Source organism: Bradyrhizobium sp. 186 (assembly GCF_023101685.1).
In the GTDB taxonomy this organism is placed as follows: Bacteria; Pseudomonadota; Alphaproteobacteria; order Rhizobiales; family Xanthobacteraceae; genus Bradyrhizobium.
This window is the reverse complement of the sequence record NZ_CP082164.1, coordinates 1308400-1331731: the sequence shown is the minus strand read 5'-3', so window position 1 is coordinate 1331731 and position 23332 is coordinate 1308400. Positions and strand designations below refer to the sequence as shown.

Annotated in this window: 19 protein-coding genes, 1 tRNA gene and 4 pseudogenes; 13 read left to right on the top strand and 11 right to left on the bottom strand. The window is 58.8% G+C overall.

Translation table 11 applies throughout. The features are described from left to right. Nucleotides 1-7 precede the first annotated feature (7 nt). Complete coding sequence (locus tag IVB18_RS06100; RefSeq protein WP_247988326.1) at nucleotides 8-763, bottom strand: hypothetical protein; 756 nt, start codon at nucleotides 761-763, stop codon at nucleotides 8-10. Between the two features lie 221 nt (nucleotides 764-984). Next, a complete protein-coding gene (locus IVB18_RS06095; protein ID WP_247988325.1) occupies nucleotides 985-3405 on the bottom strand; it encodes a DNA topoisomerase in 2421 nt (806 codons plus the stop codon). 583 nt (nucleotides 3406-3988) lie between these two features. Between IVB18_RS06095 and IVB18_RS06090 the strand changes: the two genes are divergently transcribed. The 4 genes from IVB18_RS06090 (at nucleotide 3989) to IVB18_RS06075 (ending at nucleotide 4936) form a co-directional block, all read left to right on the top strand. Beyond that, the gene (locus IVB18_RS06090) at nucleotides 3989-4237 is read left to right on the top strand and encodes a hypothetical protein (RefSeq protein WP_247988324.1); all 249 of its coding nucleotides are present in this window, start codon (nucleotides 3989-3991) and stop codon (nucleotides 4235-4237) included. Continuing rightward, nucleotides 4210-4275: transfer RNA gene (locus IVB18_RS06085), tRNA-OTHER, on the top strand. The genes IVB18_RS06090 and IVB18_RS06085 overlap by 28 nt, the downstream gene beginning before the upstream one ends. A gap of 182 nt (nucleotides 4276-4457) precedes the next feature. Continuing rightward, complete coding sequence (locus IVB18_RS06080) at nucleotides 4458-4658, top strand: hypothetical protein (RefSeq protein WP_247988323.1); 201 nt, start codon at nucleotides 4458-4460, stop codon at nucleotides 4656-4658. After that, nucleotides 4622-4936 carry a hypothetical protein gene (locus tag IVB18_RS06075; protein ID WP_247988322.1) on the top strand — a complete coding sequence of 105 codons (315 nt, stop codon included), beginning with the start codon at nucleotides 4622-4624 and terminating at the stop codon, nucleotides 4934-4936. Before IVB18_RS06080 ends, IVB18_RS06075 begins: the two co-directional genes overlap by 37 nt. A gap of 15 nt (nucleotides 4937-4951) precedes the next feature. Here the strand turns inward: IVB18_RS06075 and IVB18_RS06070 are convergent, their stop codons facing one another. Further along, on the bottom strand, nucleotides 4952-5197 hold the full coding sequence (locus IVB18_RS06070) for a hypothetical protein (RefSeq protein WP_247988321.1): 246 nt from the start codon (nucleotides 5195-5197) through the stop codon (nucleotides 4952-4954). A gap of 667 nt (nucleotides 5198-5864) precedes the next feature. Here IVB18_RS06070 and IVB18_RS06065 point away from each other — a divergent pair. Next, the gene (locus tag IVB18_RS06065) at nucleotides 5865-7388 is read left to right on the top strand and encodes a glycosyl hydrolase family 17 protein (RefSeq protein WP_247991567.1); all 1524 of its coding nucleotides are present in this window, start codon (nucleotides 5865-5867) and stop codon (nucleotides 7386-7388) included. A 213-nt stretch (nucleotides 7389-7601) separates the two neighbouring features. Here IVB18_RS06065 and IVB18_RS06060 read toward each other — a convergent pair. The 3 genes and pseudogenes from IVB18_RS06060 to IVB18_RS06050 all read right to left on the bottom strand — a co-directional run bounded on the left by IVB18_RS06060 (nucleotide 7602) and on the right by IVB18_RS06050 (nucleotide 11510). Continuing rightward, a pseudogene (locus tag IVB18_RS06060) lies at nucleotides 7602-9024 on the bottom strand (IS1182 family transposase). 166 nt (nucleotides 9025-9190) lie between these two features. Then, nucleotides 9191-10040, bottom strand: a pseudogene (locus IVB18_RS06055) (IS5 family transposase). A gap of 234 nt (nucleotides 10041-10274) precedes the next feature. Further along, a complete protein-coding gene (locus IVB18_RS06050) occupies nucleotides 10275-11510 on the bottom strand; it encodes an IS701 family transposase (RefSeq protein ID WP_247983558.1) in 1236 nt (411 codons plus the stop codon). Between the two features lie 288 nt (nucleotides 11511-11798). Between IVB18_RS06050 and IVB18_RS06045 the strand changes: the two genes are divergently transcribed. The 6 genes and pseudogenes from IVB18_RS06045 to IVB18_RS06020 all read left to right on the top strand — a co-directional run bounded on the left by IVB18_RS06045 (nucleotide 11799) and on the right by IVB18_RS06020 (nucleotide 17490). Next, nucleotides 11799-12170 (top strand): PilZ domain-containing protein, encoded by a 372-nt coding sequence (locus tag IVB18_RS06045; RefSeq protein ID WP_247988320.1) that lies wholly within the window; start codon nucleotides 11799-11801, stop codon nucleotides 12168-12170. Nucleotides 12171-12423: 253 nt separating this feature from the next. Continuing rightward, nucleotides 12424-13859: pseudogene (locus IVB18_RS06040) on the top strand (IS1182 family transposase). Nucleotides 13860-14139: 280 nt separating this feature from the next. Beyond that, nucleotides 14140-14304, top strand: a pseudogene (locus tag IVB18_RS06035) (transposase); the annotation flags it as partial. Nucleotides 14305-14723: 419 nt separating this feature from the next. Further along, the gene (locus IVB18_RS06030) at nucleotides 14724-14990 is read left to right on the top strand and encodes a hypothetical protein (RefSeq protein WP_247988319.1); all 267 of its coding nucleotides are present in this window, start codon (nucleotides 14724-14726) and stop codon (nucleotides 14988-14990) included. A 544-nt stretch (nucleotides 14991-15534) separates the two neighbouring features. Further along, nucleotides 15535-16935, top strand: coding sequence for a hypothetical protein (locus IVB18_RS06025; RefSeq protein WP_247988318.1), 1401 nt, complete (start codon nucleotides 15535-15537; stop codon nucleotides 16933-16935). Nucleotides 16936-17214: 279 nt separating this feature from the next. Next, entirely contained in the window at nucleotides 17215-17490 is a 276-nt protein-coding gene (locus tag IVB18_RS06020) for a hypothetical protein (RefSeq protein ID WP_247988317.1), read from the top strand. A 140-nt stretch (nucleotides 17491-17630) separates the two neighbouring features. Here the strand turns inward: IVB18_RS06020 and IVB18_RS06015 are convergent, their stop codons facing one another. The 3 genes from IVB18_RS06015 to IVB18_RS06005 are packed head-to-tail and all read right to left on the bottom strand — an operon-like array spanning nucleotide 17631 to nucleotide 20100. After that, entirely contained in the window at nucleotides 17631-19367 is a 1737-nt protein-coding gene (locus IVB18_RS06015; RefSeq protein ID WP_247983306.1) for an IS66 family transposase, read from the bottom strand. 44 nt (nucleotides 19368-19411) lie between these two features. Further along, nucleotides 19412-19759 (bottom strand): IS66 family insertion sequence element accessory protein TnpB, encoded by a 348-nt coding sequence (tnpB, locus tag IVB18_RS06010; protein WP_082758020.1) that lies wholly within the window; start codon nucleotides 19757-19759, stop codon nucleotides 19412-19414. Beyond that, a complete protein-coding gene (locus tag IVB18_RS06005) occupies nucleotides 19756-20100 on the bottom strand; it encodes a transposase (RefSeq protein WP_188106852.1) in 345 nt (114 codons plus the stop codon). Before IVB18_RS06005 ends, tnpB begins: the two co-directional genes overlap by 4 nt. Nucleotides 20101-20581: 481 nt before the next feature. Here IVB18_RS06005 and IVB18_RS06000 point away from each other — a divergent pair, with 481 nt between their 5' ends. Next, nucleotides 20582-20758 carry a hypothetical protein gene (locus tag IVB18_RS06000; protein ID WP_247988316.1) on the top strand — a complete coding sequence of 59 codons (177 nt, stop codon included), beginning with the start codon at nucleotides 20582-20584 and terminating at the stop codon, nucleotides 20756-20758. Between the two features lie 328 nt (nucleotides 20759-21086). Here IVB18_RS06000 and IVB18_RS05995 read toward each other — a convergent pair whose 3' ends face one another. Further along, on the bottom strand, nucleotides 21087-21368 hold the full coding sequence (locus IVB18_RS05995; RefSeq protein WP_126262178.1) for a helix-turn-helix domain-containing protein: 282 nt from the start codon (nucleotides 21366-21368) through the stop codon (nucleotides 21087-21089). Between the two features lie 38 nt (nucleotides 21369-21406). On the opposite strand from IVB18_RS05995, the gene IVB18_RS05990 reads away from it, so the two are divergent. Further along, nucleotides 21407-22535 (top strand): IS630 family transposase gene (locus IVB18_RS05990; RefSeq protein WP_247988315.1). Its coding sequence is split into 2 segments (ribosomal slippage): nucleotides 21407-21903 and nucleotides 21902-22535, totalling 1131 coding nucleotides; the frame shifts between segments, so codons are not numbered across the junction. A gap of 245 nt (nucleotides 22536-22780) precedes the next feature. Here IVB18_RS05990 and IVB18_RS05985 read toward each other — a convergent pair. Further along, a complete protein-coding gene (locus IVB18_RS05985; protein WP_028141284.1) occupies nucleotides 22781-22984 on the bottom strand; it encodes a cold-shock protein in 204 nt (67 codons plus the stop codon). Nucleotides 22985-23332 lie beyond the last annotated feature (348 nt).

Below are 23332 nucleotides of genomic sequence, written 5' to 3'. Positions count from 1 at the left end.
AAACCGCTCAGAAATCAGCAACGACTAGATGAACCGCTGCCAGCGCTCCAAAAGCCGTGCCGCGATTGCAGGTTTGCGTCAGGCGGACAGCGCGACCGGGGTGGATGAGATTTCGATAGTTTTGTGCAAGCCGTACTTGTTTGACGGTATCCGGCTTGATCAAACCTCGAAGCTCGGCGGCTGTTATGTAATCCTCCAGAAACCAGTCTTCTGGTGTTGACTGCTTTTTGATGTTCTGCCGCATCCCTGGAATAGGCGAAGCGATGCCAACGTCTTGAATTTTCCAGAGAAGTAGCGCTTCCATCGCGGCCCCGCTGAGTACCGTCGCGGCCTTGAAGTCATTGCGATGCAATGCATTGGTCGCACTATCTAGGTCTAGACGAATACTGTCCGCGAGCTGCCTGTCTGAAATAAACGCAAGCGTAACGGCCTGCGCCGAAGGATTCTGGTCCGGGCATTTTGATAGCGCTTCTCGGACGAGGTAGATTGGGCTCTTCCCGTCGTGGCTTCGTGGAGGGGTGTCCGTGCCATGGTGATTCCATCGATCAATGGCGGCTTGCATTGCCTCAAGACCGAAGACGTAGCTGGTATAGTCATCGCCACTGATGGTCAGCAACTCGATAGGAAGATCGTCGGCAAGGTCAATGATCGCGCCAAGGACGGCGGAATCGGCGGAATAAACCTGTATATTGGGCGTAGATTTTGCGGTTGGGTAAAATTGATCGATGAATGATAGGATCTGAGACGGCACAACCTTGGTCACGATATTCCCCGTTGTCATGTGTCGCTAACGTTAACGCTCCCCAGGCCACCACGTTGACGGCGGATGGCTTGCCGAAATCTTTGTCGGTCGCAGCGCTACCAGCGCCGTTCGTTTATCGTGGGATGACGAGCAACGAATAATAGATAGCCTTGTTATTGAATCGCGCAAGGTTGCAGCTCCGCCACATGGACATGCTCGGACTGCAGTCTTCGTCCCGCCACCTAAAGCAGCCACCCCCGCTCGCCAAATACAGAAAGATCAACTCCAGGCGGGGCATACCATCCCCCTGAGCCATAACGGGCTCCGAGCTTCAGAGCGACCTCCTTGTTGCCATAAGGAATCCGCAGCGGCGTCCTGCTTGAATTTGCTGGCACGGGAGCGGTTGAAGCGGCATCGGCGTTAACGTTTCGCTTTCGGGACATCTTCGGCGGTGCAACTTGGGGTGCAGCCGACCCTACCGGCCTGTTGGAGGTTTTGCGACTACCAATGCGGCGTTTCTTGTCTCGATTCTTATCAATCCACGCGGACATCGCGACCGAGTTGGTCGTTGAATCTTCGGGAATGACAAGACCTTTCCGCTGCGCCAGCTTCTTGGCGTACAACAACTGTGCTGGGCTTACCGGCTTGGGGACGAGCTTTTCGCCGTCGAACTTTTTAGGCGCGTGTTCGCTAAGGAATTTGCGACAGATCGATATCGATGTTTTATAGCCGGGCGGTGGTTTGATGCCTTTTTGTCGGATGAGGCTGTCAGCAAAGCGTTTCATCGCAGGCGTCGGTGGATACGTTCCTGTGCCATTGCCCCCTGCGCTGCCAAGCAAAGAAGGTCCCGCCGCAGTACCATCCTCCTTCAGCTTGCTGATAATGCGCTCGGCGACATCGCATACGGCGTCAATCGCGCCGACCATCTCCTGTTTGCCAACAACGACATCATCGAGCAAGCATTCAAGTTGTGCCGTCACGCCCGGATCGACTAGCGCCGGATCGGCTTGTTTGAGAACCCCGAACAACGACAAGCCGGTCTCGGTCGGCACAATATTCTTTCCCTGGGCAATCAGGAAACCCTGCTTCTTCAGCCCGCCGATGATCTCGGCTCGGGTCGCAGGCGTGCCGATACCCTTGGCTTCCTTCAAGCGATCCCGAAGAACCTCGTCATCAACAAAACGCCAGGCATTCTGCATAGCCTCGATCAGAGTGCCTTCGTTGTAACGGGACGGCGGCCGGGTCTCCTTGTTTTCAATTTTTGGATCTTGCAGTTGCGCGATCTCGCCGTTGCGCAGCGGCGGCAGCAATTGCGCCTCATCACCCTTTTCGTCGGCGGGTTGCCACTCCGGGAATGCTGCTCGCCAGCCGAGATCGATGGGTTGGCGACCGGCTGCGCGGAATTCAAAACCGTGCACATCGAGCGCCGCGGTTGTCTGCCGATAACGGAAGTCCGGCATCAGCGCGGCCATATATGCCCGCGCGATGACGTCAAAGAGTTTCTTCTCGTCAGACGACAGACGAGGCCAGACCTCCGGCAGTTTGTCGATGGCGTTGACATTGGGAATGACGGCATGGTGGCTCGCACCCTCCAGCCCCTTGTCGTAAAAGGTGCCGCTCGCACCTCTGCGGATGACCGGCGGCTCGGGTACAGGGATCGCGCTGAACGATTGGCCCACCCGCAGTCCGGCAATGATTCGCGGCACGTCAGATACCAAGCTCTGCGGCAGGTAGCGTACCTCTGCGCGAGGATAGGTGACAATCTTCTTGCCTTGGCCGTCATACAGCTCCTGCGCCACTTCGAGCGTTTTGCTGGCTGACCAGCCGAAGCTCGAGCCACAGAGTTTCTGCAACGACGGCAAATCATGCAGCTTAGGTGGCGCTTGCCGCTTGTCTTCGACGCGCACGCTGAGCGCGCCCTCGAAACCTTCAGCCGCTTTGACTACGTCCTGGGCGATCTCGCGCTTAGCAATTCGGTCCTGCGGCGCGTGCCGCATCTGGAATTGCCCGCCCGCCACTTTCGCGGTGGCGACAATTTCAAAATAAGCAAGCGGCACGAAGTTTCGAATTTCCAACTCGCGCTTGCAAACAATTGCCAACGTCGGCGTTTTTACGCGGCCGACGCCGATCACTCTCCGCACGCCCTGTCCCAGGATGACGGTCGCAGTGCGGGTCAGTGACAGGTTATAAATTTGATCAGCCTGTCGGCGCGCAACGGCGGCAGCGTATAGGCGGGAGTATTCGGCATTCGGCTTTGCCCTACCGAATGCGTCACGGATGGTCTGCGAATCCTGCGCGGTGAACAGCACCCGCATTACCTGACCGCGATACTCGTAATGTTCAAGAATTTCCTGACCGATCAACTGACCCTCGCGGTCGCAATCGGTTGCAAGCCAAACTCGCTTGGCAGTGCGTAAAGCCTCGCGAATGACCTTGAGCTTAGCGGCCTTGTTACCGCCCTCTGCCGGGCGTGTACCGTAAAGACCAACAGGCCGTAAAAGTATCGGCGACCATCGCTTCCAGGCTGGAACGACGTCCTCCGGTTCCAGGAGATCGAACAAATGACCCTCGGCTGGAAGAACATCACCGTAGCGCGAACCAATTGCGGCGCGGACGTCTTTGGCCTGGCTGGTTTTCTCCGTGATGACGATCTGATCTGCCATGACGGGCCAGTTGGGAGGATGTATTTAAACGGCGTGCCGCTTTGAGAACATATCATGAACAAAATGGATGTGCAAGTTATCCTGAATTCGAATCCTGATAGGACCTCGCTTGGAAGCTGATTGCGGCCGTGTTGGCGGATGTAGCTTTCCCTTCGGTTCGGGACAATTGACGAATGCTCGCTGCGGCCGGATCATGCGGTATGGAAACCTCGCTGAGGATCCCCCGTGACCGCCCTCGGCAACGTCCCCTGCGATGGCTGCCGCGCCTGCTGTCTCCACGACATGATCCCACTGATGCCAGAACGCGGCGATCTGATCTGGACCTATGAGCACGAAGTTATAGCGACGACTGCCGGACCAACGGCGGTCCTACAGTGCGCCAAAACCGGCGAGTGTATCTTGTCGGTTGAGACGGGCGCACCATACACGACCGAGCCCCGCCGATTTGTCGGGCATTCGATTGCAGAGAAATGTTTCTCAGCAAGACTCGCGACGAGCGCCATGCGCTGACCAAATCCGGCATGGTCTCGAATGAGGTTTTCTACGCCGGGCGCAAGCGGCTCAAAACGCTGGACCTGCCGCGATGATAGACGGCAGCAACGAAGTTGGGGCATTTCCCAACAACACGGGCCCACCGACGGCGATCACCGAGTGGAGGCCGTTGGCTCACATCACCAAGGCAGAACAGGCGAGCCGTTATGAGCGTAGTGATCTCATAGAGATGCCCAACAAAATCGGCCATTTCTGCTGTAAAAACGGTGGCGTTCTCGCGCCTCCGAATACGAGGCTCCTGTGGGATAACTGGGGCGCGTGGGAAGCAAATGACTTTTAATCACGGGGTCCTGGGTTCGAGCCCCAGCGCGCTCACCAAGCAAAATCATAGACTTAGCTACATCATCAAATAGCTGGCTTCAGAATTTATAGCCAGTATGTAGCCAGAAAATAAAACAGCCAGCAAGTGGCCCGAACTGAATTTAGGAACCGGTGTGCCGGGGTCGGCATAATTAAGAATCGAGAATTCAAACACCGCGGTCAGGACCCGAGGTCGTATCATGCAGCAGCGTCGCCGTTTCAAACAAACCGTGTCACTGGAAGAACGACTTTCCGAAGAAGCGAAACGCCTCCGCGAACAAGCCAAAGTCCTCCCCCACGGTCCTCAACGAGAGGACCTCCTCCGCAAAGCCAGACAGGCCGAAACCGGCTCGCACCTGAGCGAATGGTTGACCTCGCCGGGTTTAAAGCCGCCGAACTGAGACGGCTACTTCATCCTCTTGGACTGGCTTCGTTTGCTGCCGGATTGGCTGTCATGGGAGAGTCCTTCGGCAAGTCCTTTACTGTCGTTGAGGTGACGGGCGAGGACGGTGAAACGCAGATTTGGATTGCAGTAGCCAAGCCCAGCCAAGCGCTGACACTAGTCCTCGCCGCCGTTCCTGAAGGGTGGACTGCGGAAGTGTTGGATGTCGCACTGACGCCCAAGCAGCAGCGCCTTTTCGAGGAGCTTAACCTCGCGCCCGGCGATCAAGTTGGATAGGTGAGGCTATCGCGCCTAGGTCGACTGCCGCCGCTCGCTCTCAGCCCTGTTCGCTGCCTTGAGCCGGTCTCCAATATAGGCGGAGATTTCGCCGATCTCGGCCTGCAAGTCGGACTCCGAAATACCCTGCCCCTTGGCGGCCTCGACAAGACGCCGGCTGAGCTCCGCCACATCCTGCGACGCGCCGGCAGTCCGATACTGCTCGACAGCGTGGATGCTGTTTTCGGTCCAGAAGTCGATAAACTCGCGAGCCTTGCTCACCGTATTTCCCTAACGCAGCCCCAGAAGCAGCGTTAACGCCAGTCGGCAAATAGAGCAAGAAAAGAGCCCCACCCTTGCGGATGAGGCGCCTGTTTCAGGATTGCTGCTGACGGATGCCCAGCAGGATGATCTCCTCTTCCGAAGTTCGCTTCGCCCATGCGGCACGCGCGTGTTCTAGCCGCAGCGAACCGTCCGGATGATGGAGTGCAGCCCATTTGCCGGCCTCGCTCACGAGCCCCAACGCTGCACTTGATGTCTGCTATGCTCCCGACAGCGGCGGGGAAGCGGACGGAGCCTGACTTCGCTTGTGGGCCAACAGGCGACGTTCGTTAGCCGGCACGGCGACCGTCAGAGAAAGGCCACTCTGCTGCCGGTCCCCGAAGGCCATCTCGGGAGATGGCGAAGATTATTTCTACCTGCCCTGCGGTAGCCTTAAGGCCTTCGTTGGATGTTGACTCGCCTCTTGCGGCACGGACGATCTGGCAGCAGCTTTCACAGGTCAAGTAGGTACCGGTGGACGATGATTTCTGTTGTTGTCGGGTCACGACAGCATGCCGGTTGACCGACGATCTCTACGTTGGAGGGTCGAACTATTTCGCTTCGTACGCCTCTGGCGCTTCTCATCATATCCCTAGGTGCGATCGCCGCGGTGTGGTGGTGGCTGGCCATGCCGATCAACTTGGCGCGCGCACCGATCGATCCGAATGCCAAACTGCAATGCATATCCTACGCGCCCTTCCGCAACAACCAAACGTCAGAGTCGCCGACACCAGTGCCGCGGGACCAGATCGCGGAAGATCTCGCCCAGCTTGCCAAAATAACCGACTGTATCCGTACCTATGCGACTGATCTTGGTCTCGATCAGATCCCCGAACTTGCATCCAAGGCGGGGCTGAAAGTCATTCAGGGAATTTGGCTCGATAGGGACCGACAGAAGAACGCGGCACAGATATCCACGGGCATACGCCTCGCCCAGCATTATCCGGAAACCATCACCGCACTCGTGGTCGGCAATGAGGTTCTGTTGCATCGGAAGATGACGCCTTCCGACCTTGCTGCCTTGATCCGCTCGGTCAAGGCACAAGTGCCGGTCCCCGTCACCTATTCCGACGTCTGGGAGTACTGGCTGCGCTATCGGGAACTCGATGACGCCGTCGATTTCGTCACCGTTCATATCCTGCCATATTGGGAAAACGTCCCGGTCCCGGCGAAATCTGCCGCTGCTCACGTCGACGCCGTCCGAAAGCAGGTGGCGTCGGCGTTTCCGGGCAAGGAAATCCTGATTGGAGAAACTGGTTGGCCGAGCGAAGGGCGGATGCGCGATTCGGCGCTACCGTCGCGCACCAATCAGGCGCGGGTGATCTCGGAGGTCCTCGATGTTGCCCGGCGCGAGAATTTCCGCGTCAACCTGTTCGAGGCGTATGATGAATTGTGGAAGCATGAGTTCGAGGGCACTGTCGGCGGATCGTGGGGCTTATTCGATTCCGCGCAGCGCACGCTGAAATATCCGCCCGGCATCCCCGTCAGCAATTATCCGCTCTGGAAACTGCAAATGAGCAGCGGAATGGCGCTGGCGATCCTGGTGTTCGGCGCTGCATGGCTGACCTCGCGCCGGAAGCCCTCGCAGCCCCGGCTCGTCTCATGGTTTGCGGTCGGAATATCGGCAACCACCGCCGGAGTCCTGTTTGGGGTGGCCGCTCAAAAGATGTTCTATGAAAGCTACGACGCGGGCAGCTGGCTTCTGTGGGGCGCACTTCTGGTGGCGGCAACTGCCTCGCCGCTGTTCGGCGCCAACGCCCTGATGTCCGGGCGCGCACCGCCCACATTTCTGGAATTGCTGGGTCCGAAGGACTACCGGACCCCATCGGGGCTGGCGATCATGCACGGATTGATCTTGATCGTAACCATCGTGATCGGCACGGAGACCGCGCTGGGCTTTATGTTTGACCCGCGCGAAAAGGATTTTCCTTTTGCGGCCCTCACTATGGCGGCGGTCCCTTTTGCGGCTATGACGCAGCTCAATCGCCCCAAGAAAGGAATCCGCCCCATGGCGGAAGCGATATTTGCCGGCGTATTCTTGGTGGCAGCCATCTATGCGGCGCTTAGCGAAGGGCCGGACAATTGGCAGTCGCTGTGGACTTGTGCTGCCTATATACTGCTTGCGGTTACGCTGTGGCGGGCGCGCGCTTGAGAAAACCTGGCCAGCCGACTTCCGTTTTGGGTCTTGGTTGCGTGATAACGCGCTGACGCAGCCCGCGACCGTCCACGATCCGGTTAATGTAGTCCGACACGGCCGATCTGAGCAATTTTTTCGGGTTGGACGATCCGGGACCGTCTCTGAGTCATCGTGAGGAATGCTGGGCAGGGTCTGGCGCGAGATCGGCGCGCAATTGGGTCTCCACGCTCACGCTTTGATCGCTGCCAGCAACGCCCTTGTACCGATGATATTCATGACGCGCGTCAGATTGTAGGCGAGCACGCTGAGCGCCATCTCGCTCGCGACCTTCGGCAGCGTCTTCATCAGGAAGTGCGTCGCGCCCATCCGCATCTTGAGCGTGCCGAAGGGATGCTCAACCGTCTCGCGCCGGCGGCGCATGGCCTGGGGGTCCTGATCCAGCCGCTGCTGCACGGTTTCGAGAACGTGCTCATGCTCCCATCGCGTGATGCGGCGTTCTTTGCCTGTGGTGCACTGATCCTTGATTGCGCAGGTCTTGCAGGCGTTCGTCCAGTAGCGGCGCATCTTCTGCCCGTGTTCCTCGTTGGCATAGTAGAATTTGAGCTTCTCGCCGGCGGGGCAGCGATAGACATCCTCCTCCGGCATATAGACGAAGTCCTGCTTGCCGAAGCGGCCTTCCGACTTCGCGCCCGATGTCATCGGTTTGGGCAACGTCACGCAGATGCCTGCCTGCTCGCAGGCCAGGATGTCCTCGCCACTGAAGTAGCCGCGGTCGGCGACGGCCTCGAGTTTATCGGCTTGCAGAACGGCCTTGGCTTCCCGCGCCACGTTCGCCAGTTGTGAGCGATCCGAGCCGGTATTCGTCACTTCGTGCGTTACGATCAGATGGTTCACAGTGTCGACCGCGACCTGCACATTGTAGCCGACGACGCCCGAGCCACGCCCACTCGTTGCCATCGAGCGGCTGTCGGGATCAGTGAGCGAGATTTGGCTGTCGGGCGAGGCCAACATTTGCTTCTCGTAGGCTGCGAGCTTGCCCATTTCCTCTTTCAGCTTGTCGAGCTTCTCCTTGAGCCGCGTCGTCTTGAGCACGAGCACGTCGGACGGTTCCTGCCGATCCGCCGTATCGAGCTGGGAGAGATATCGCGCCACACTCTCCTCGAGCTGCGCACGCTGGCGATCGATCTTCCCTCGTGTAAAATTGCGATCTCGATTATTGACCGCTTTGAACTTGCTGCCGTCGATCGCAACGCTCGCCCTCGCCAGCAGACCCATATGGCGACAGAGATTGACGAAGCTCGCGCACACCCTGCGGATCGCTGGGCCATTGTCCTTGCGGAAATCGGCAATCACCTTGTCATCGGGAACGAGCCGTCCGAGTAGCCATATGACTTCCAGGTTCCGGCCGGCCTCGCGCTCAAGCCGGCGGCTCGACTGCACCCGGTTGAGATAGCCGTACAACCGAGGGGTGGTAGGCAGGCCGGCCTGTCGCTGCAGGCTCGACGCCTTCGAAGCCGAGATCGGCGAGATCGAGCCCGTCGACAAAGGAATCCACCACACGAACGGAATTGCTCTCCTCGACCCACTCATCGAGGCATTCCGGCAACAGCGTCGATTGTCCGCGATCGGCACCCTCAACGAAGCGCTTCATGAATTGCCCCCCGGCAAATCGCCAAGCGAATCATAGCAGACAGCTCGTTTTCACGCAGCCAGGGTCATTCGCGTCGGTCCGCCCTGAGTCGAAGGCTTCCGGTCTCTCCCCGACTCCGGACATGTCAGTGCGATGCGCGCAACTGATGCTAAGAGTCTGTCCGGGATCATGCTGTTTTTTGGCAGAGCTTTCGCAGCATGAGGCGGATTGAGGCGAGGCGCAAGAACGCCAATGCCTTTCGGTTGAGGCACTCCCAATCCTTGGCCAAACGGCGGCAGCGGTTGAGCCAGGCGATGGTGCGTTCGACGATCCATCGCTTGGGCAAGATCGCAAAACTCTTTGCTGTATCGGAGCGCTTGACGATCTCGACGTCGATTTGCCGGAGGATTTTGCGAACGGCGGACTGAAAGATCGGCCCCTGATAGCCGCCGTCAGCATAGAGCTTCAGCAGGAATGGATGCAGGCCAAACAGCGTGGCCATCACCAGCACCCCACCGTCACGATCCTGGATGTCCGCCGAATGCACGAGGGCGTGGAGCAGCAAGCCTTGAGTATCGACTAGGATGCTAGGATGTGGCGCTTCTTGCCCTTGATCTTCTTGCCCGCATCGTAGCCATGCGGGTCGATCCACGCCCCCCTTTTTCCGCGCTCTTGACGCTTTGACTGTCGATGATGGCGGCGCTCGGGCTGGGTTCTCGGTTGGCCAATTCTCGACATTGTACATAGAGCGCGTGATGGATGCGATCGAGCGTGCCGTTCCAAGCCCACAAGTCAAAATAGTCGTGCACCGTGCTGCGTGGCGGCAGGTCCTTCGGGATCGCTCGCCATTGGCAACCGGTGCTCAGCACATACATCAGGCCATTGATCACCTCGCGCACATCGACCGTGCGCTTGTTGCCGCCTCGCTTGGCTGGCGCAATCAGCGGCTCCACCAACGCCCATTCCTCATCAGTCAAATCGCTTGGATAGCGTAGCCGGCTTCGGTCGTAACGACCGCGGTTCTCCTTCGTCCACATGGGCGCCCCTTCGAATCGGACCGCCACCCTTGAATCATAAATGATTCCGATGATTCAAGATGTTCCCGGACAGACACTAACATTACAGTTGCCGTTTTGCTTTGAGATGCGCGCGCTGAGCGGCAGCCTGGTGAGCTCTGCGCCAGAATGACCATGCGATGACATGCGCGGGTTGGATCCGCTTTCGAGCAAGCCTGATGGCGATGCGGCGGATTTCCTGGATTGACCAACGGATCAGCGGCGGCGTGGGTGTGCTTTGGCTTTTGCCGGGGGGCGGCGTTTGGTTTTTTTGGGCGGTGGCGGATTGGCGCGATGGCGGATCGCCGCCATCATGGCGAAGGCGAGCATCACCAGGGACACGTGGCGATGCCAGCCATGCCAGGACCTGCTCTCGTTGTGATCGAGCCCGAACTCGTTTTTCGCGGTTTCAAAGCTGTCCTCGATCGCCCATCGATGGCCTTCGACCGCGACCAGCGTTTCAATTGATGTTCCCGCTGGGCACCAGGTGGTGAAGAAGGCGAGATCGCCATCGGCGATATGGCGACGGATCAGCAGACCGCGCGTCCATAAACCATCATTTGCGCTGTTGAACTGCTCGACCTCGAGATCGGCCAGTTCGAGATAACACCAGTCATGCAGCCTCGGTCCTTTGGTTCCGGCTCCCGCCGACAAGCGCTTCCAGTCGGACGGGCGCCGCGTCCGGGCGATGTCTTCGGCCTTGCCGGCGACCGGCTGTCGCTTGCCCCAGGATCGGAAGACATGAGAGCTGCTGACCCCGAGCACATAGCCTTTGCCTGCCCGCCGTAGCTGCTGTTCGATATCGCCAACACCGTAGACCGTGTCACCGGCAACCCACTTGAATGGTACAGACGCGGCTATCGCACGTGCGATCATTCTCGTCGCAAGCTTTGGTTTGGTCGCAAAGCCGACATCGGCAGGCACATATGCGGCTTCCAGACGATCTGGATCGTCAGTCCATTCCTTCGGAAGATACAACGCGCGATCGATGAACGCATGACCATGACGCGAAACGTAGGTAGCGAAGACGCCGATCTGGCAGTTCGTAATCTTCCCTGCCGAACCAGTGTATTGCCGTGCCACTCCGCATGAGGCCTTACCCTGCTTGAGAAAGCCGGTCTCGTCGATCACCAGCACCGCATCGTCATCCGCCAAATGCTCGATGACATAGTCGCGGACGATATCGCGCAGGGCATCAGCGTCCCAATCTCCACGACCCAGAATTGCCTGCTGACGCCATGGGCCAGGATCGCCAGCCGCCTCCGCGCGCATCCAGCCGGTCTTGCGCTGCTCATCTCCGAGCAGACCTTCCAGGAACAAGCCTGCATTCGTCGCCACACGCTCTTGCGTGAACAACGGACGTATCCGTTGCTTGATCTCTCGAAGCGACGCCGCCCACAACGCAAGCGTCTCCTCAACCGACGCGGCCCGCGTCCACGACATTCGAATCATGGTTGCCCATGGATTCAGAAGCCCGCAAACAAAGCAACTGTAATGCTAAGGGCCAACAGCTGCCAAAAGTGCTTCTCAATTCATCCGCCTGGGCAGCCTCGATCTGCGCGTTTTCGTGTATCGCGCGAATTTTTTGAACCGTCCGTTCTTCGCTTTAATGGAAGAATTAGAGTCAACTCTAATTAGACAGCAGAACTGCTTGTCTGGCGGAGTGCGCGAACTATCTTGTTTGACGAGGTTCGGCGGGACCGGCAACTGAAGCAAAGAAGCTTGTGCGGAGTTCTCGCCATGATTGAAAGGTCAATGGAACGTCGCGCTCTGCCGCGCGAGATCGTTAATGTGCCGGCCTTGCTTTCCTTCGATGGAATTATGGGGGTGCATCCGTGTGTGGTGCGCGACATCAATGCCTTTGGCGCTTGCCTTTCCGCGCCCTATTATATATTCGCCAGCGAGTTTGATCTGTTGTTCAGCGGGCTTCACAAGACGCTTGCCTGTCGAGTGGTATGGAGGCGGGCAACCATTTCGGGCGTGGTGTTCGTTGTGCGCCGCCGCGCACCAAAGCCGGTGAGTGCAAGCATCATTCAGCTTAATCTGCCCAATGCACTCCCGCCGGTGCGGCCCGTTGGCGACGTGTGCGTCCTCCCTTTTGATGTGCATTGACCTAATGGTCTGGCATCGAATGGGTAAGCGGCTCGTGACAACCGCGATGACGAGCTGTCGCGGGCGGGATTGGGCTGCAGGCAGGTTTGACGCGCTATCCAACAGATGCACAAGAAATTAGTGCAGATAGCGAGAACACCAGCATGGCGACGCCACTCACACAGGATGTCCGCTAAGGGCCCAGGCCGTGTGAAAATGCTCCATTTGCCATGATTCGCGCGATAAGATTCCCGGCGACTTTGCGGGGCATCTGATGAAGCGCTTTGTTGAAGGTTGGATCGCGGGCAGAGCACGCTGTTTCCGGCATTGCTCGACGACTATGTAACCGAGGATAACCCGGTGCGTGCGGTCGACGTGTTCGTCGACGGTCTCGATCTCGATAAGCTCGGGTTCGTTGGCGTCCAGCCACTCGAGACGGGGCGACCCGGCTACCATCCCGGCATGATGCTCAAGCTCTACATCTATGGCTACCTCAATCGCGTGCCGTCGAGCCGACGCCTGGAACGGGAATGCCAGCGCAATATCGAGATGATCTGGCTAACCGGGCAGTTGGCGCCGGACTTCAAGACCATCGCGGATTTCCGCAAGGATAATGGCAAGGCCATTCGTGAGGTCTGCCGCGAGTTCGTCGCGCTGTGCCGCAAGCTTGACCTGCTTGTTGCAGCGAGCGTCGCCATCGATGGGTCGAAGTTCAAGGCCGTCAATGCGCGGGACAAGAACTTCACCGAGGCGAAGATGAAGCGACGGCTGGAGCGGATCGACGAGAGCATCGCCCGGTATCTCTCGCAGCTCGAGACCGCCGATCGGCATGGCGATGCAGTGCCAGAGACGAAAGTTGCGAGGTTGAAGGGCAAGATCGAGAAGCTCAAGGAGGAGATCGTCCGGCTCAACGCGATCAATGCGGAGATGATGAAGAGCGAGGACAAGCAGATCTCGCTGACCGATCCTGACGCGCGCTCGATGGCGACGAGTGGCAAGGACACCGGGATCGTTGGCTATAACGTGCAGATCGCAGTTGATACGCAGCATCATCTCATCGTGGCTCACGAGGTGACCAACGTGGGCACCGATCGCCACCAACTCGCCAACATGGCTAGGCAGGCTCGCGACGAGATGGCTGTCGAGACACTAGAAGTCGTGGCAGACCGCGGCTATTACGATGGAGAGGAGATCAGGGCCTGCGAGGAAGCCGACATCACGGTGACGTTGCCGAAGCCGATGACTTCGGGCGCCAAAGCTGCTGGCCGCTTCGGCAAACAGGACTTCGTCTATGTCGCCGCCGACGATGTTTATCGCTGTCCCGCCGGCGAGCGGCTAACCTATCACTATACGAACGTAGAGGACGGAAAGACACTGCGCCGCTATTGGATGAGCACCTGCAAAACCTGCGCGCTCAAAGCTCAGTGCACGACAGCCCCCGAGCGCCGCATCTCACGCTGGGAGCACGAGGCCGTTCTGGAGAAAGTTCAGGATCGGCTCGATCACAACCCCAATGCAATGGGTGTCCGCCGTCAGACAGCGGAGCATCCGTTCGGCACGATGAAGTGTTGGATGGGAGCAACGCACTTTCTCACGAAAAAGCTACCAAAGGTGGCCACCGAGATGGCGCTCAACGTGCTCGCCTACAACATGAAGCGCGTGATGATGATCGTGGGCGTAGGTGGATTGCTGGAGGCGATGCAGGCGTGAGGCCGGCCGCTGCGCGACCAAATCAGCGCCTACACGGAGCTCCTGGTTGCCAGGGAGATGACCGGAGGTCGATTCCACCGAATTAGAAGCACGACGGCCGCGAAATGCGCCGCGGCGCCCCAAGTTGCGCGATTTTCACACGGCCTGGGTCATCAACGACAAAACTCGAGGTGAGCATAATAGGTCCGCTTTTGGTTGCATAGCGACCGGCCGTCCCTGGCGGCCATCTTGAGCCGGACCGTCTTCCCATGCTTCAAGCCCCTATCGAGGGGGACGAATCATGCGCTACGAACTCACCGGTGAAGAGTGGGCTGCAATCAAGCCGATGCTACCGAACAAGCCGCGCGGCGTCCCGCGGGTGAATGATCGTCGTGTTCTCAATGGCATCTTCTGGGTCTTGCGATCTGGAGCGCCATGGCGCGATCTGCCGGACAACTTCGGTCCGTACCCGCAAGCCCCAGTGGCTGGCCCGCCGCCCGACTCGCTCCTATCCTCTCGCCATGACTAAGGCAGAGAACAGAGCGGCCGCGAAAGCTTGGCACGAGGAGCGCGAGCGGCAGCGCCGAGATGCAGCTCGGTCAGAGGCGGTGCAGGCGGACCTAGTGGAGCTCGACCGCCTTCGCAGTTACCTCATTAAGCACAGGCCGGCGGCTACGTGCGCCCGCTGATTGACGCGATCGACGACTATGTCGAGCAGATCACCGGAGACCGGACGGCCCTGCACGCCGGGTCTTCGAGCATCGGATGATCTTCATAGTGCATTACGGTTGTCCGTGACGGCTTGAGCGCGATATTAGTAGAAATGCCGATTGCCCTCCCCCGACGGTTGTGCCTATCAAAGCGCCAAGGGTAATGGAGGGGGAAATGCGTCACCTGATCGTTGTGGGGATCTGCCTTCTATTGGCCGGCTGCGGCCTTGCCGCGCGCCAAGAGCGCGAGCAGCAGCAGGCTGCCGCCGCCGCGGCCATGCAGCAGGGCTTTGAGAGCTGCAAGGTGCAGTTTCCTGAGGGCACCAAAAACATGGTCGAGAAAAATAAGTGCAACGCCACGGCCGCGCTGGCGATCAGGCCTTTCACAACCTATCCCGACCTTTTTCGACAAGTATTAGGCGACCCGAGCCGTCATTGCTGAACGAGTGCAGGCCGGGAAAATGACGGTTGCCGAAGCTAATCAAGAGGCGACGCAAACTCAGTCAGACATCGCAGCAGAAGAACAGCGTCGCAACCTCGCAAATCGATCGGTCGGCGCGCAAGAATCGGCCGCTGCAGCTGTATGGCTCGCCTCTCCCTCGGTGGTCGTCGTTCGGCGCTAGGGTCGACCTCGCCGCGATGAATGTTTGGTTGCGCGACTGGTGCAACAAAAATCCGACCCCTATCGGTGGCCGAAGCTGGCCAACAGCTTCGCTACCAATTGGCGAGCAAACGATGACTTTCAATGACCGTGAAGAAAGCGTTCAAGTAGGGCATTGACGAAGAGAAAACGCGCCGTGCACATGCGGCTCAGGTAAGAAATTCAAGCATTGTCACGGTCGACACGGAGCGGACGACCGAAACGAAATCCTGCGTCGTCGGCGCGAGGCAGATATCCGCGATCGTCAGCTCAACAGGGGCTCGGCAAGCCGATACAATTTTACAAGGTCAAGGACGGCATTGCGCTTATTATCGGCCGGGCGCGCATGATCGGCCGATGGTCAACATTTACCGACTTCCTGCTTGACTACCTAGCTGAGCGCATGGGCCGATCGTGGATCGCAGAGGAAATGCGCAAGGGAGCGGACGGCCACTTGATTGGACAATGGGCCTCCGCGATGCGCGGCGCTCATGACCATCCGCCGCCGGGAGTGGTGACTTCTAGGAAAATCAACAACGGCTTTCGAAGCGTCCTTTCGTTGGCTTACAACATATACCTGATCGAGCATCATTATGAGCAGTACGACAAGCCGCTGTTTGATCGCTTCGTCGGGCGATTGCACAGAGCTGATGGCTTTTTAGCAACTGTGGCAGAGACCAATGCCGCTGCGGCCTTCCTGAACGCCGGATTCATCATCGAGTATGAGGACGATCTTCAAGCCGGACATCACGCGGAGTTTGTCGCGACGTATCCCCTGACGGGTCGTCGGTTCTCGGTCGAAGTCAAAACCAGATCGGCCACTTTACGGCCAAACGAAACTTTGAAAGATCAGATCAAGTTAAAGAATAAACTGTCTCAAGCCCTGAAGAAGGACTTGCCGTGGTCGCGTGTCGTTTTCGTCGATTTGAACATTCCTGACGTTATAGTCGATCAAGACGACCCGCTTCTTTCTGAGGTCCTCTCAGAAGTGGAACAGGCCGAACGTTCGCTCAAGATCAAGGGCGCGCCCGCTCCTTCGGCCTATTTGTTTCTAACCAACCAGCCATTCCACTATAACCTTACCGCACTTGAAGGTGCGCCCATGATTAGCGCCCTCGGATTCAAAGTCCCTACATTTCAACCACGAGGCACTATCACCTTTCGCGATCATGTGCTCGCACGAGAAGCTCACCCGGAGATGCAAGCTTTGATTCAGTCCATAAACGCTCACAGCGGGCCACCGTCAACTTTCGATGGCCAAGCTCCAGAATTCGTTTACGGCAAGCGGAAGTATCCGAGATGGCTCATTGGCAACGAATATCTTGTGCCGGGACCCAATAACATCGAGGTGGTTGCCACCGTGCAAAGCGCCTGTGCGATGCCCGATCAAGGTCGAATGCATGGCATCTTCGCGTTGAATGGAGTGAACTTCTCTGTGGAGGGGCCAATGACAGACCACGAAGTGGCAGTGTACCGCCGAAGCCCCGAGACGTTCTTCGGAGTAGTTCAGCACGTCACCCAGCAGGTGAAAAGTGCAGCGGATTTGGCGGATTTTTTCTACTCTGTCTACAAGGACACCTCTCGCGAGACGCTTTTAGAATGGATGAAGGATCATCCTTTGTACGATCGCGTGCGGCACCTTAGTCAGAAAGACCTAGCGATTTGGGTCTGCGAGCAATGGGGCTCGGAGCGGACCAACAGCAAAAACGCAGCTGACGGCCGTTCAGTCCAATGTCTTCGGATTTAGTAGAAGGTCAAGATGCCGACGCTTGCTCACAGCTTGATCACTGGTCTTAAGGTTAGGGATCAGACCTTCTTTTTAGCTCTCCAAGGCGATGATGACCTCGGGATGGTTGTTCGTGCGCACATTCACATTGAGCACTAGCTGCAACAGTTCGTTCTGGCCGCGGCGCCCAAGCCTGAGCACCTCAAATTCTCAGAGACAGATTTTGCCGGCACAGTTCGGCTCGCTCTGATCTTAGGTCTGGATCAAGAATTCGCATCAGCGCTGAGAACTATAGGCAGCTTGCGCAACGGCCTCGCGCACAGGCTGGACATGAAGCTGAGCGGACAGGAGGTCAACAATCTCTACAACTCGCTCGGACCACAAACAAAGAAGGTTGTGCAATCGACCTATGCCAAGCTTCGATCGGATTCCCCTGAGATTGCCCGTCCCAAAAATTCAAAGGACGTAGAGCCCCGTGACCTTGCGGTCATAATTTTCATCTGCGTGCGCAGAGGTGTGATTGTCGAGCGCATTCGCATTGAAGGAAAGCTGTTCGCGCAAGACCTAGACCCTTGAACGCAACTAAGGTGGTTTGGCATCCCTCACCGCAGCAACAAAGCTCGACGCCCTCCTGCTAGAGTACGCATACGACGAAGACCGCCTGATTGAGACATGCGCGCGGGCACGGCGAGCTCTATGATGGCGTTGCGTGAAGGTCAGGCGGCCTGCTGATCGGCGGGCTTGTCGGCTTGGCGCAGGAGCTTCCATTCCCAGGGCAGCAGTTCGTGCAGACGCGACGCGGGAAGATCGGCGATACGGGCGAGGACGTCGGCGAGCCAGGCCTTGGGATCGACGTCGTTGAGGCGACAGGTCGTGATCATCGTCAGCATGATGGCGGCACGGTCGGCACCGCGCTGGCTGCCGGCGAAGGTCCAGTTGCGCCTTCCCAATGCGATGCCCCTCAATGCGCGCTCAGCACAATTGTTGGTCAAGCAGATCCTGCCATCGTCGAGGAAGCGGGCGAAGTCGTCCCAGCGCCTGAGCATGTAGTTCATAGGCTTCAGGACCTCGGAGGAGCGCGAGAGGGTTTCGCGCTCGCGGAGCAACCAGGCGTGCATGTCGTCGAGAAGTGGTTTGCTCCTCTCCTGGCGCACGGCACGCCGCTCGTCGGCGCTGCGGCCATTGATGGCGCGTTCGATCTCGAACAACGCATCGAGGCGTCTGACCGCCTCCAGTGCGATCGGGGAGATGGGTTTGCCCTTCTGGCCTTCCCGGGCGTTTTTCTCGATGTCGGCCAGCTCGAAGAAGCCCCGCCGCGCATGGGCCAGGCAAAACGCCGGTGTGATCGGCATCGCTTTCTTTTGCGGATCGAACAACGGCTCGAAGCCGCTGTAGCAATCCGCTTGCAGGATGCCGGCGAAGGCGGCCAGATGCTTCTGCGGGTGCTCACCTCGCCGGTCGCTCGAGGCGTAATAGACCGCCGCCGGCGGCGCAGGCCCGGCGAAGGGCCGGTCATCGCGCACATAAGTCCAGATCCGCCCGGTTGTGCACTTGCTCTTGGCCAGGATGCGGATGGTGGTGTCGTCGCCATGCAGGCGCTCGGCCGCGAGTACATGGCGCTCGATCAGGTGGAAGAGCGGCATCACGGCGAAGGTCCCGTGACCGACCTGATCGGCCAGGGTCGACAACGGCAAGTCGATCCCCTCGCACTTAAAGCGCGCACTCTGGCGATTGAGCGGGATATGCATACCGAACTTGTCGAACAGGATCGTCGCCAGCAATTGCGGGCCGATGAAGCCGCGCGGCGTGGCATGGAACGGCGCCGGCGGCTGGCTGATCTTCTCGCAATCGCGGCAGGTGAACTTCTCGCGTACCGTCTCGATGACCTTGAAGCAGCGCGGGATCTCCTCCAGCGTCTTGGTCACATCCTCACCGATCTTCGCCAGCCGCGATCCACCGCAGCAGGCGCAGCTCGTTGGAGCCTCAATGACGACGCGCTCGCGTTCGATGTCATCCGGCCATGGCTTGCGCACCGGCCGCTTGCGCGTGAAGGCGCGTACGCTCTGCGCCTTTGCCGCCGCGGCCTGCGCGGCGAGCTCATCCTCGCTCGCCGTGGTGACGAGTTCTTCAAGTTCCAATTCCAACTGCTCGATCAGCCGCGCCGTGCGCTCGGAACGCGGCCCGTACAGTTCGCGTTTGAGCTTCTCGATCCGCAGCTCGAGATGCGCGATCAGCGCCTCATTGTCCGACAGCTTCGCCCGCGCGTTGGCCGCTTCGGCTTGCCAATTGATGGCTTCGGCCTGTATCCGGCTGACCTTCGCCGCGGCCGCATCGCGTTCGACCTCGACCCTCAGCCGCGCGTCGCGTTCAGCCCGCAACGCCTCACGTTCGATCAACAGCGCCGCCTGGGCGCTGGCGAGATCCGAAGGAAGGTCATCCGGCTTCAAACTCATGAAGCCAGTGAATCAGATTTCCCGGTAGGTTCAATCGCAGAATGCTATCCAACTCGCGTTGGACGCAAAGTTTCTTGAGGATTCCGCCAGTCGATCCCAGATAGCAGGTAAGAAAGCTGCGCCGGAGAGATCGTCACGGCTTCACCGGCAGCCGAAGGCCAGATGAATCTTCCTCTTTCGAGTCTTTTTGTAAACAGGCACGCTCCCTGAGAATCGTGCCAGATGATTTTTATCAGATCTGAACGGCGCCCCCTGAAGCAAAACAAATGACCCCCCAGTGGGTCATGCTTCAAGACCTCCTGCACCTGCAAAGCCAGGCTCGGAAAGCCGCGCCGCATATCGGTATGGCCCGTCGCCAGCCATACCCGCACGCCAGAGGGGATCGGAATCATCGCAGCGCCTTCAACACCGCCGACACCAGCAAGGGCGGCGCCGACCCGCAAATCCTGATCCGTCCGCTCCCCGTCAATTCCACCACGATCACTTCACCGGACGGTGCCGCTTCCTTGATCGGCTCCGCTTCCATCGCCGCTTCCACAAAGCCCTGGTCAGCAAGGTCCTGGCGAAGCCGACGCCGCCAGGTGTAAATCAGCCCCGTTGAAATATCGTGATCCCGCGCAACCTGCGCCACACACGATCCCGGCGCAAAGGCCTCCGCAACGATCCGGCACCGCTCATCCTCGCTCCAACGCCGCCGGCGTTCCGGCCCCGTCAGCACCGAAATCTGACCCATCAATCGCTCTTAAGCTCGCTCTTAAACACGTGCTTATGAGTGCTCAATCCGCCTCTCAGAACAAGGCGGCCTTCATCGTGGGCGTACCTGCTAGACAGCAGTGGTAACACTACCGACTCTGTGCCGCGCGATCTCAGCATCGGAGGCCTCAACCACAATTACGACCGTGCCGCTAGCGTGATCATAGTCGGGATCGCTGGCGATATCCCGAGCAACACGGGCGCCGTATTGGGCCGCTAGTTCAGCAGAGCCAAATAGCTCCCCCACATCGTCCGCCTGTGTCTCTCCGTTGTGGAAAATCGGGAAGTAGTAACGTCGCATAGCCGCGGCCCTCGTCCTTTAGCCGCGATCGTGCCCACATCTCGGGACGGCCCGCACCTGTCAAAAACGACAGGGTTCGTCAAACAGCGCCATTCACCAGGGATTTGCTTACCGCGCGCCATGTGTTAGACCGCGCTCCTATCAATGAAGGAGCGCCGAGTTGGCCAAGAAAAAGAAGACTGTTCGTCGCGAGTGGACGAAAGACGACCTGAAGACGCTGAAGTTACTTGCGAATCAAAAGACTGGTGTCACGAAGATCGCAAAGAAGTTGAAGCGAACGCCGGGCGCGACGGCGGCTAAGGCATTTGTTCTTGGCGTGTCGCTCAGCACGCAATAGGCTCGCTCGCTTCCACGGAACCTTGATCTGATAGGATGCCTCGCGATGCGGCGGGCTTTTGTGTGCGCCGCTGATCGCGCGCAGCATTCATTAAGTATTTCCGGCTAAGCGGATACCATGTTGCGCGCGTTGGGGCAGTTGCTATTGGGAGGTTCGGTGAGCGTGGGAGGCGCCGCTTTGACGACCCTCTGCATCGTCGGAGTCCTATGGTTGGGGGCAACGCACTTTCCGACCAAAAAACAAGCAGTCGCCGAAACCATTGCCCTCAAAAACGGTTGCGTACCCAGCCGCTGCGGCACGAAGGTGAGCGTTGGGCACTAGTGGTTCATCACAGTGATTTCGACGTTTTGATACCGAGCCATTCGAGGATCGGCAAGCTTTCCGGCGGCACGAGGATTTCGATGCTTCTGGGGACGCCAGGTTGACGTCGGATGAAGCCGTTTCGTTCGAGGGTGACGATCATCTGGTGGACCGAAGGCGGGCTGACGCGGAAGTGGCGCTGGATGTCGGCTTCGGCGGGTGGACGTCCGAACATGTGGGCGTAGGTATGGATGAAAGCCAGGTAATAACCCTGCTTCTCGGTGAAGCGCGCGCCTGATTTTTGACTCATCGTTGGATTCGTCCCGGCCTCCGACAAGGAGGCAAAGCATGAATGTACGTTATCGGGTCGAATTGAGCCAAGCCGAGCGCAACGAACTGACGGCGATGCTCGGCGGCGGCAAGCACGCCGCCCGCAAGCTTAAGCGGGCGCAGATTTTGCTGGCGGCCGATGGAGGCTGCCGCGACGAGGAGATTGCCCGGACCGTGAGTGTCAGCCTCTCCACCGTCGGCCGGACCAAGCGCCGCTTCGTGGAAGGCAATCTGGAGCGAGCCTTGAGCGAGGAGCCGCGTCCGGGCGCTGAGCGCAAGCTGACCGGCAAGGAGGAAGCCCTGCTGGTGGCGACCGCATGCGCCAAGCCGCCCGCCGGCTGCAAACGCTGGACGCTGACGCTGTTGGCCGACACGATGGTCAAGCTCACCGATCACAACAGCCTGTTGGGCGAGACCGTGCGTCGCCGGCTGGCCGAGAACGACCTCAAGCCGTGGCGCAGGGACGTGTGGTGCATTCCCCATGTCGACGGCGAATACTTTGCCCGCATGGAGAGTGCTCGACCTCTACGCCGAGACGCAGAATCGCGCCCGGCCGCTGGTCTGCTTCGACGAGACTCCCATCCAGCTGACCGGCGAGGTGCGCCAGCCGATCCCGGCCCAACCGGGACAGCGCGAGCGCTACGATTACGAGTATCGCCGCAACGGCACCGCCAATCTCTTCGTCACCTTCGATCCACATCGGGGCTGGCGCGACGTCAAGGTCACCGACCGCCGCGCCGCCGTGGACTACGCCCACTGCATGCGTGATCTCGTCGACGTCCATTATCCCGACGCCGCCTGCATCCGTGTCGTGCAGGACAATTTGTCGATCCATAAGCCTGGGGCGCTGTATGAGGCCTTCGCGCCCGCCGAGGCCCGGCGCATCCTGCGCCGCCTCGAATTCCACTTCACCCCGAAGCACGCCAGTTGGCTCAATATGGTCGAGTGCGAGATCAGCGTGCTACAGCGCCAGTGTCTCGGCCGCCGCATCGACGATCCCAAAAGGCTCCGAAACGAGATCGCAGCATGGCAAAAGAGACGGAATAAAATCCGAGCCCGCATCAAATGGATGTTCACAACAGATAAAGCCCGCGCCAAACTCGGCCGCGCCTATCCAGCCACCCCCAAAGACTCAAAATCACTGTGATGAACCATTAGCGGGAACAGCGATGCTTTCCAGGATCAAATACCCCCACTGGTTGATGCTCGCCGTAGTTGTCCTCGTGCTGGCGGGATTGATCGGATGGGCGTTCCAAAGAAACCTACAAGCGCCCAAAGATAGCGTGCGAGAACCCGCAGTACCTAAAACCGATCAACCGGCCGTCGAACCGGAGGCGAATGCCAACAACAAACAATGATTAGCGAGCGCTCGTAGCGACTGGCCGTGCTATATCAACCTATCCGTAGATTTTCCGCCGAGTCTTTACCGCGATTGTTCACGACGTCGAAGCTGACCTTGGCCCCCTCGGCGAGAGAGGTGAAACCAGCTTTCTCAACTGCCGAGATGTGAACAAAGACGTCCTTGCCGCCGTTGTCAGGCTGTATAAATCCATAACCCTTTGTCGGGTTGAACCACTTCACGGTCCCCATCGCCACTTAACTTCTCCCTTTTTCAGAAAACAAAACTAGTGCCCGAATTTCGACAAAAGAAAGGCTGGTCTCGACGCGCGCCCGCGCGCCGGACCACCCGACACGATCGAACCGACGCGCGTCCCCATCAGTTCGCTAAGCGTAGGAGCAAGCCGAAGAAAATCGACGGGCGGTTGATTTGGGACCGGCCTCCGCGTCGAGGCGGCCTTTTCCGACCTGCCGAACATAGAAAACGCGCCGAACCCGCTAGCCCGGATGCGAAGGAACAAGTGAGATTTCAATGACCGAACTAAGACACGGGGTGCCAGCTCAATTTCCGGGTTCAAGAACCGCAGATTTTTAACTGGAACAGGG

Coding starts and splice junctions, on each gene's coding strand:
- IVB18_RS06095 (WP_247988325.1), bottom strand. CDS start 3,405: ATGGCAGATCAGATCGTCATCACGGAGAAAACCAGCCAGGCCAAAGAC.
- IVB18_RS06090 (WP_247988324.1), top strand. CDS start 3,989: ATGATAGACGGCAGCAACGAAGTTGGGGCATTTCCCAACAACACGGGC.
- IVB18_RS06080 (WP_247988323.1), top strand. CDS start 4,458: ATGCAGCAGCGTCGCCGTTTCAAACAAACCGTGTCACTGGAAGAACGA.
- IVB18_RS06075 (WP_247988322.1), top strand. CDS start 4,622: ATGGTTGACCTCGCCGGGTTTAAAGCCGCCGAACTGAGACGGCTACTT.
- IVB18_RS06065 (WP_247991567.1), top strand. CDS start 5,865: ATGCCGATCAACTTGGCGCGCGCACCGATCGATCCGAATGCCAAACTG.
- IVB18_RS06050 (WP_247983558.1), bottom strand. CDS start 11,510: ATGATTCGAATGTCGTGGACGCGGGCCGCGTCGGTTGAGGAGACGCTT.
- IVB18_RS06045 (WP_247988320.1), top strand. CDS start 11,799: ATGATTGAAAGGTCAATGGAACGTCGCGCTCTGCCGCGCGAGATCGTT.
- IVB18_RS06030 (WP_247988319.1), top strand. CDS start 14,724: ATGCGTCACCTGATCGTTGTGGGGATCTGCCTTCTATTGGCCGGCTGC.
- IVB18_RS06025 (WP_247988318.1), top strand. CDS start 15,535: ATGATCGGCCGATGGTCAACATTTACCGACTTCCTGCTTGACTACCTA.
- IVB18_RS06015 (WP_247983306.1), bottom strand. CDS start 19,367: ATGAGTTTGAAGCCGGATGACCTTCCTTCGGATCTCGCCAGCGCCCAG.
- tnpB (WP_082758020.1), bottom strand. CDS start 19,759: ATGATTCCGATCCCCTCTGGCGTGCGGGTATGGCTGGCGACGGGCCAT.
- IVB18_RS06005 (WP_188106852.1), bottom strand. CDS start 20,100: ATGGGTCAGATTTCGGTGCTGACGGGGCCGGAACGCCGGCGGCGTTGG.
- IVB18_RS05995 (WP_126262178.1), bottom strand. CDS start 21,368: ATGAGTCAAAAATCAGGCGCGCGCTTCACCGAGAAGCAGGGTTATTAC.